8 protein-coding genes are annotated in these 7,962 nt (G+C 42.8%); 4 read left to right on the top strand and 4 right to left on the bottom strand.

Going from position 1 to position 7,962, the window contains the following annotated elements; genetic code table 11:
• On the top strand, nt 1-417 hold a 417-nt coding region (locus B7C60_RS18050; RefSeq protein ID WP_245868682.1), incomplete at its 5' end, for a 2Fe-2S iron-sulfur cluster-binding protein.
• Between the two features lie 79 nt (nt 418-496).
• Here the strand turns inward: B7C60_RS18050 and B7C60_RS06075 are convergent.
• Nucleotides 497-1,603, bottom strand: a complete 1,107-nt coding sequence (locus B7C60_RS06075; RefSeq protein WP_170887277.1) for a 1-acyl-sn-glycerol-3-phosphate acyltransferase — start codon at nt 1,601-1,603, stop codon at nt 497-499.
• Between the two features lie 179 nt (nt 1,604-1,782).
• Between B7C60_RS06075 and B7C60_RS06070 the strand changes: the two genes are divergently transcribed.
• On the top strand, nt 1,783-2,394 hold the full coding sequence (locus B7C60_RS06070; protein WP_099610882.1) for an AraC family transcriptional regulator: 612 nt from the start codon (nt 1,783-1,785) through the stop codon (nt 2,392-2,394).
• A 16-nt stretch (nt 2,395-2,410) separates the two neighbouring features.
• On the opposite strand, the gene B7C60_RS06065 is transcribed toward B7C60_RS06070, so the two are convergent.
• Both B7C60_RS06065 and B7C60_RS06060 read right to left on the bottom strand, forming a co-directional pair.
• Nucleotides 2,411-3,010 carry a hypothetical protein gene (locus B7C60_RS06065; RefSeq protein ID WP_099610881.1) on the bottom strand — a complete coding sequence of 200 codons (600 nt, stop codon included), beginning with the start codon at nt 3,008-3,010 and terminating at the stop codon, nt 2,411-2,413.
• Between the two features lie 114 nt (nt 3,011-3,124).
• Entirely contained in the window at nt 3,125-3,427 is a 303-nt protein-coding gene (locus B7C60_RS06060; protein ID WP_099610880.1) for a YfcZ/YiiS family protein, read from the bottom strand.
• Between the two features lie 319 nt (nt 3,428-3,746).
• Here B7C60_RS06060 and B7C60_RS06055 point away from each other — a divergent pair, with 319 nt between their 5' ends.
• Nucleotides 3,747-4,211 carry a TetR family transcriptional regulator gene (locus B7C60_RS06055; protein WP_099610879.1) on the top strand — a complete coding sequence of 155 codons (465 nt, stop codon included), beginning with the start codon at nt 3,747-3,749 and terminating at the stop codon, nt 4,209-4,211.
• 182 nt (nt 4,212-4,393) lie between these two features.
• Nucleotides 4,394-7,408: an EAL domain-containing protein gene (locus B7C60_RS06050; protein WP_272870136.1), complete on the top strand. Its 3,015-nt coding sequence runs from the start codon at nt 4,394-4,396 to the stop codon at nt 7,406-7,408.
• 105 nt (nt 7,409-7,513) lie between these two features.
• Here B7C60_RS06050 and B7C60_RS18045 read toward each other — a convergent pair.
• The coding region (locus B7C60_RS18045) for a sodium:solute symporter family transporter (protein ID WP_425445495.1) at nt 7,514-7,962 on the bottom strand (449 nt) is incomplete at its 5' end.

Genomic DNA, 7,962 nt, shown 5'->3' with positions numbered 1-7,962 from the left:
AAACAAGTGCCTAATCTGATACAGCGTCAGGTTTTTGTCTGTGGCCCAGATGGTTTTATGCAAAAAGCGAAAAATTTATTGCTAAAACAGGGGTTACCAGAAAGTGCCTACCATCAGGAGGTCTTTGGTACCAAGCAGTCGGTGAGTAAATCGTATCAAGCCGTACAAGTTAGTGTTAATGGTCAAACTTTTCAAGGTAATAACCAAAGCAGTTTACTTGAACAGGCCGAAGCAGCAGGGGTTATCATGCCTTATGTTTGCCGAGCTGGGTTTTGTGGAGCATGCAAAGTGACAGTGACGTCTGGCAAGGTCTCTCAGCCAGACGTGTCAGCATTACAAGAAGAAGATCGGCATCAAGGACAAGCGTTGGCCTGTTGCTGCATACCAGAAACGGATATCGACGTGGTCAGCGATTAGGTAGTAAAATAACAGCCTCATTTTGAGGTCATGATCAGCTGAAGCGTCAACGTTCGTCGATGCTTCAGCGAATAGACGGTTACGCCTTATTTTTCACTGGGTTGGCATAGCTATCGAGTAAATAGCGATGCGCACCGTCAGGTAAATGTTGTAATTTATCCGCTAATTGTGCTTGATGTTGTGTTGTTATCCCTTCATGGTCTACTTGTGCGGCAAGATAGTTGATCGGATAAAGACGATAGTGATGGTGAATTTGTCGATCAATTTCAGCCGCTAATGATTCTGGTGTGTTGAAGGGCTCACTAATCACATCACCAAAAGCAACATGCACTCGCCCTTTATCGCCGACAATGCCTCGAATAATGCTCTCTATATCTTCAAACTCTCCCTTTTGATATTGACCGAGGGTCGCTTTTTCATATAACTCACGCGCTTTTGCTATATCACACGGGTCATTTTCATAAGAAATGGACACTGGTACAATTTTTAACGATTGAATATAGTCGGCAAACTCAATTTTTTGTTTACGTCCCTCAACGTGAAACATTTTTAAAATGGCAGGGTCTGTAAAGTCGTTACCATCTTTTGCGCGTCCCTCTTTTTGAGCAATCCAGATCGAGTTGCCCGTATCGAGAGAATATTTGATGTAAGCTGATAAGGTACTGAGTGCCTTCATCATTTCTCGTGGACCTTTCGCGGAACGTTTGACAATAAAACTTTTGTTCAGCCGCATTAATTCGGTCGCACAGGGTTTTTTGAGTAAATTATCGCCAATGGCAATGCGTACCGTTCGGTGACCATATTGATGCAGACCATAATTGACCAGTGCGGGATCCATCGCAATATCACGGTGGTTAGAGATAAACAAATACGAGGTGTTCTTGTCTAGCTTATCTAACCCACTGTAGGTGACTCCTTGAGTCGTGTGCGCTAATGTCTGATCAAGATACTTTTTCACTTCCAGTTGAATCGCTTCCACGGAGGTAAGCTTGGCCCACTTCAATTTAAGATAAATTTTTACGAGTGGCCCTATTAGAGGTTTGAGCCAGGCAGGTTGGCGCGCAAAGCGGTGTTGCAAAATCGCGGCAATAAACTCTTCGTCATTGATCAAACGGTCAATGGCGGCAGGAATTTCCTCGTCATTATAAGGACGAATATCGAAATATGGATCGTTGGTTGAAGTCATAGTTTTGTACATCAAATAATAAATCGGGCTTATTCTACGCATACTAGTAAACTGTCGCAGCTACTGTTCGCACAGAATTTATAAGGTCAGACCAGAATCAGGCTGGTAAGGTTCAGTTCAGTTGGCTTTTTTATCGAGAAGCGTTACTCTTAGCGCCCTCTAATGAGATGAGGCAAACCATGAACTACGCTATTCAGTCAGAAACTTGCACGTTCCCTTATTTGCAAGTGACGGCGCGAAAACGTGCGATTAAACATAGCTTGATACAGGTTAATCAAGGGTTAGTACTCTTTAAGCTGGGTAAGCAAGAATACGCGATTGAAGCCCATCAAGCACTTTGGATTCCTTTAGATTGCTTGTCGGCGCTGACGTTCTTCCCTAACACGCAAATCACTAAGGTTGATTTTTCTGTCCGGTTACCCGATAGCTTCCCTCGTCAAGCGGGAGTGATCAGACATAGTGACCTCAGCTTGGCGGTGATTCATCGCCTGCGGGAAAATTCAAGCACAGATGCAGTGTACCCGCATTTACATCAGGTCTTGAAATATGAAGTGCAGAACTTTGAACCCAAACTAAAAATGAGCGCTTTAAGCCAAGCGTTGAGTTTGTGGTGTCCGATGCAATCGGGTCACGTAAGTAAAGAGCAGCATGTGGTGTTATTGGTGCGAGAAGCGCTAAAGCGTCGTCTTTCTGGTGTGAAGGAAAAAGAGATTGTTGATCAGTTGTTCAGTGGCCAGTTGGATCAATATTATCAGTTATGTCAGCTTACTCTTGGTGGCCCTTTAGGGTAATTCTCTCATAGAAAAACTACCTCGCGACCACGCCGCCTAACGTTAAGTTGGTCGGCCATTGTTGGATTTGATTGCCACCTAAAAAAATATTGCCATTGACGGTCATCGTCTCTGGAAAACGAGTAATCTTAGACCCGCCAATATACAGATCACCCTGTACGATTAGCCCATTTGGTAATGCTTCTAACGGGGTTCGTACCACGCTTAAGTCTCCTTTGACGGTCAGCCTTGGCGGTAAACGTACTAATGGTGTATCGGTGAGGTTTAAGTAACCGCCAACGTTTACTCCTGCTGGCCACTGAGTGATTTGTGTACCGAGTAAATTAGCATATCCCCGAATAAAAGTGCCTTTAGGAATACGTGCCAGTTGGCTATTCGATGCCTCTAAACTACCTTGAATCGTCAACCCTGATGAGAGCGTTCGGATCGCGGTTTGAGCAATATTTAGATTGCCTTTCAGCGTTAAACCTTCTGGAAGTTGAGTATAGGGTTTATTACGTAAATTCAAATTGCCATAGTTATCTAAATGGTTCAGGATTTGGTATTGATCAAGAGGGGCCGCGACCAAAGAAAAAGAGCAGAGTAAGCTTAGTATGTACATTAACCAGCGTGGCATGATCTGTTCTCTCAGTATCCGTTGGGGCCGTGTATGCCTGTCATTGTATTACTCATTTAATGGGGCGTCTTAAGGGAAAAAGTGAGCGTGGGTGCGCTCACTTTCTGATACGGTTTAGCGTGCTAGAGAGCGAGATTTAAGTTCAAAGATCAGTTTTTCTGCGCTGACTTCAAATTTAAACCGAGCATGCAACTCTTTTGCGTCATCAGCCATAGGTAGCACTTGGTGCTCAACATGGCTGCACACTTCCTTAGCTAACTGAATATATTTATCTAATTCCTGTTGCAGAAGTGTTGGGTTATCTGCAATAACAGTGACTTCGGCAACTTCATCACCTTCTTTAATGATAAAGCCCATTTCTCCCGCTACACCACATGCTTCACAGACTTCATTTTCTACGTAGCATCGATCACTCATCTCTTTATCCTCTTTCAAAATATAAGGTTATTTTACCTCTCTTGAACCGAGGATGCCAACTCAATCACCTTACTAAGCCATGAGCTGAAATTAAGCCTAGCGTTAACGGCTAGCTATTTGGTGAGTGAAATAGAGAAGGGTTGTGACTCATATCTAAGAATTTTCACACAATGTGCCAGTATTTTGTCAGAATGACAGGTGTTTCATTGTCTTGCTCAAGGGATTATAAGATGATTCTTTTGATACCTAAAATTATTGCGAATGATGAGTTACCGCCGGTTGAAAGAGATACTAATACTGTTATAGAAGAGTCTAAATCATGCCAAAACGTAGTAAAGAAGACACAGAGATCACTATCCAGATAATTATGGACGCTGTCATCGATCAATTATTAAGATTGGGGTATGACAAAATGTCTTATACAACATTGAGCCAGCAAACCGGCGTCTCTAGGACGGGAATTAGTCATCATTTTCCTAAAAAAACGGATTTCGCATTAGCGCTTGATGGGCCTATTTTTAACTTATTGCTACAAGATTTAGAATTCGAACAAGGAAGCGAGGCTTTTACTCATAGTTGGTTACGCGCCTTACAAGAAAGTGAGCGGTTTTTATCCATTCTTCGTTTGATTTTTCACCATGTGGTGGCGGCAGAGCGTGCTGAAACCTTTTCGCAATTAGCGATTGAACGTCTTTATAAGCTCGCGCAAGAGAAATTCGGGGCTGGAAGTGAGCAACAAGTTGAGTGGTTGCTGGGTAAATCGTTAGTGGTGATGAGTCAATAAACCACAGATAAATCAAGTCTGCTCGGATGCTTCGCTTTTGGGCTCGAATGGGGGCGATAGTGGTTTGCATCGCTCTTTTAGTGCACTAAATGTGCGATTGAAATCATTTTTAACAGTACAGCATTTATAAATATTAAGCAGTTAGGCATTATGAACTTTTCTTTTCAAGGATGAGTGATGATATGCCTAGCGATTTGAGTGCATCTAGAGTGACGATCGGTGTTGTGATGCCGATGCTTAGTGGCTTCTATATGGGAGAAATTAGTGCCACATTCCGTCAATTGGCGGAACAACAAGGCGTCAATCTTATTATTATTCGTTCTGGCGATAGCCGTGATTTTTCACTGCCCATTGCATTACATCAAATCGATGCGTTGGTGGTCGTATTGCATGCGGCAGCAAACACGTATGTGGAAGCCGCCACTCGGATGGGTATTCCGGTTATCTCCATGGGGGCAAGCTATGCTCCTTTGCCTGTTGAACAGTTTTCCAGTTTACAAAGTAGTGGCGTTGAGCAGCTATATCAGTGGCTGGTTTCATTAGGCCATCAACACATTGGTTTTTGTGGTGATCTTTCTGTTACGGATATCCGCTCTCGATTTAATGCTTTTAAACAGTGTGTGAAGCGTTATCACCATCGAACCTTTGATACCTCTCAATTATTTAGTGTTGAAAATTGTCAGTTAGCGGGAGGGCGACAAGCGGCGGAAGAGTGGTTAACGCTGTCGGTGAACCGTTGTTCGGCGGTTATTTGCGCTACTGATCAAAATGCGCTGGGCATGATTGAACAACTGAAACGGCATAATATTGATATCCCTGATGATCTTGCCATTGTTGGGATTGATAATATTTTCTCAGGTGGTCGAATTACGCCCTCGCTAACCACGGTTGATCAACAGTTAGAAGTGTTGACGCGTACCGTTTTCCAGCGAGCGTTAGATCGTATCGCTGGAGTCGATCTACGGCGAGAAGTGTTTCATATTGAGCAAAGCTTAGTGATTCGCCAGTCGTGTGGTTCGATATCGCTTGATCAACCGTTAGATCTTGATCCAACATCGATTCGATATGCTTTGCTGTATGAGGCGTTACATTCTCCTTCTGAGCTGTTTGATAACCTTTATTCTTTAGCTAAAGAGGGGTTTCAGTCTATTCTTGATGCCCAAACACTCTATCAGTGCCAATTAAAGAGAGCAGAGCTGCACCGTTACGAACAATATCGATTAATCTCCCAACGCAGTTTAATGAGTAGTCATGAGGTGATGTCTCAAAATGAGATCCTGCAAGATGTGCGAAACCTACCGCAATTAGAGACTTCAGAAGCCTGTGTCATTACTGTCCTTCCGGTTAATCGAGGAGAACAGGGAAATTGGGATGTTGTCACTGTGGTTGAAAAGCAAAATGGTGAGCCAAGCATTGCTCAATCCGCCATGTTTTATAATTATTTAGATATTTTATCACTGTTTATTGAACGTGATGCATTGATTGAAACCAGCCAACAACGGCATAAAAAGTCACAGCAATTATTGCAGCAGCTGAAAGTGGTCTCTAGTAGTTCAAATGATGGTATTTGGGAGTGGGATCTGCTTGAACAAAGGCTCTACTGGAATGGTCGCTTGAGTGTCATGTTGCGTTTTACTCAGTCTAATCAATCCGGTGTGATTGACCCTCAGTTATTTCTGAACCGTATTCATCCTGAAGATATGGTGGCATTTGAACAAATGATTCAAGAACACCTGACCACTATGACGCCATTCAAAATGACACTCCGCTTATCCCGTGATGATGGACACTATATTTGGGTACAGATGAATGGATCGGCGATTCGCAACCATCTTGGTCAGCCAGTTCGAATTGTCGGATCGATGATTGATATTACAGAGCAACAGGAATCAGCCGATAAAATTCATCAAATGGCTTATTACGATGGGCTGACAGGAATTGCTAATCGTCGTAAGGTCATGGAAGTCATCGAACAGCATATCAAACGGCATCCTGGGCAACCTCGAGCGGTGATGATGATGGATCTGAATCGTTTTAAAATGGTTAATGACACATTCGGTCATCAAGTCGGCGATGCGTTACTTTGCCATGTCGCTGAAGCGTTGACAAAATCATTACGCTCTCAGGATCTTATTGGTCGTTTTGGTGGTGATGAATTTGTCTTTTTCTGTGATGTTGTCAACACACATCAAGCCTCTGAGCTGGCGTTACGTTTATTGCGTGCGGTAGAAAAACCGATGTGCTACCAACATATTGAATTGGTCAGTCAAGCCAGTATTGGAGTTGCATTTTATCCAAGCCAAGGATTGAATGCTGATGAACTAATTAAAAATGCCGATATCGCCATGTATCGTGCGAAACAAATGGGTGGCGGCAAGGTGATGCATTATGAGAAAAAAATGCATCAATCTTTTGAAAGTCATTTACAAACCGAACATTTACTTAGTCAAGCGATTGAGCAAGGTGAAATACACGTTCATTACCAGCCGTTATATGATAATCGCAGTAAACAGATCTGTTCTGTCGAAGCTCTGGCAAGATGGTCGTCACCCACCTTAGGTGTGGTTCCGCCGAACCAATTTATCGCGGTCGCAGAGAACAGTTTCTTAATGATGAAACTGGGAGACTGTATTATGGATCGTGTGTGTCAAGATGTTGCTTCATCATCATGGTTACGCAGTTTAGACCATATTTCGGTCAATATTAGTGCGCGTCAGTTAGTGCATAGTCACTTTACCCGTCACTTATTAGAAAAAATTAAAGCTTATCGACTTTCCCCTGCGCTCTTTTGTTTAGAAATCACAGAAACGGCTGCAATTTCAGATAAAGAAAGGAGCTATCGAACATTAAGAGAACTACAAAGCGCCGGCTTTAGTTTATCATTGGATGATTTTGGGACGGGTTTTTCTTCGTTATCTCTCTTGAAAGGGCTACCGATTAAAGAGGTGAAAATTGATCGATCTTTCATTAATGATATCAGTGAAAAACCATCAAACTTAGCGTTTATACAAGGGCTGGTGAGTATGGTACAAAGCCTTGGTTTTCGTGTGGTTGCCGAAGGGGTGGAAACCTTGCCTCAAATGGAAGTATTAAGCCAATTGGATATTGATATTATTCAAGGTTTTTATTTTTCTCAACCGAAAAGTTTGGCGGAATTAGAAGTGGCCGCGAGAGAAGAGTGCGTTTCAGAACGGTAAGTGGAGAGAGCGCTGCACTTACCGTTGATCCGATTGATTTATCCCCTAAGGTTTGTTTATCTTTCGAACAAATTTAACCGCAAAAGATAAACAGACCCTAGTATATTAACGAGTTTTAAGCCATGTTTTAGACTCAACTGGCTGAGGTTTGACAAGGCTCATAATAATAAAACTCAGTAGGCCGAGCAGTAATGTGGGCACTATCGGATGAATGCCCGCAAGATCCGGTTTAAACCACATAAGGCTAAGGTAAGTGGTCAATCCAACAACCATAGAGCTTAATGCACCAATTGGTGAGGCTTTTTGCCAATAGAGCCCCAAAACTAATGGCCACAAGAAGACCGCTTGTAACCCGCCTAAGGCAATGAGGTTTAACCAGACGATCATTTCAGGTGGATTGGTCGCAGCAACAAAGACTAACAGGGCAAAAATCGTTGTGATCCATAACGATAAACGGTTAAATTTTCGTTCAGCATTAGGTTCATTCACTAACTGAGGGTTAATGTAATTGATGTATAAGTCTTTGAGTAAGGTGGCAGAGGACTGAATTAATT

This window comes from Vibrio fujianensis (assembly GCF_002749895.1).
Lineage (GTDB): Bacteria > Pseudomonadota > Gammaproteobacteria > Enterobacterales > Vibrionaceae > Vibrio > Vibrio fujianensis.
The sequence above is the reverse complement of the archived record's forward strand: the minus strand, read 5'-3'. Positions and strand labels throughout refer to the sequence as shown.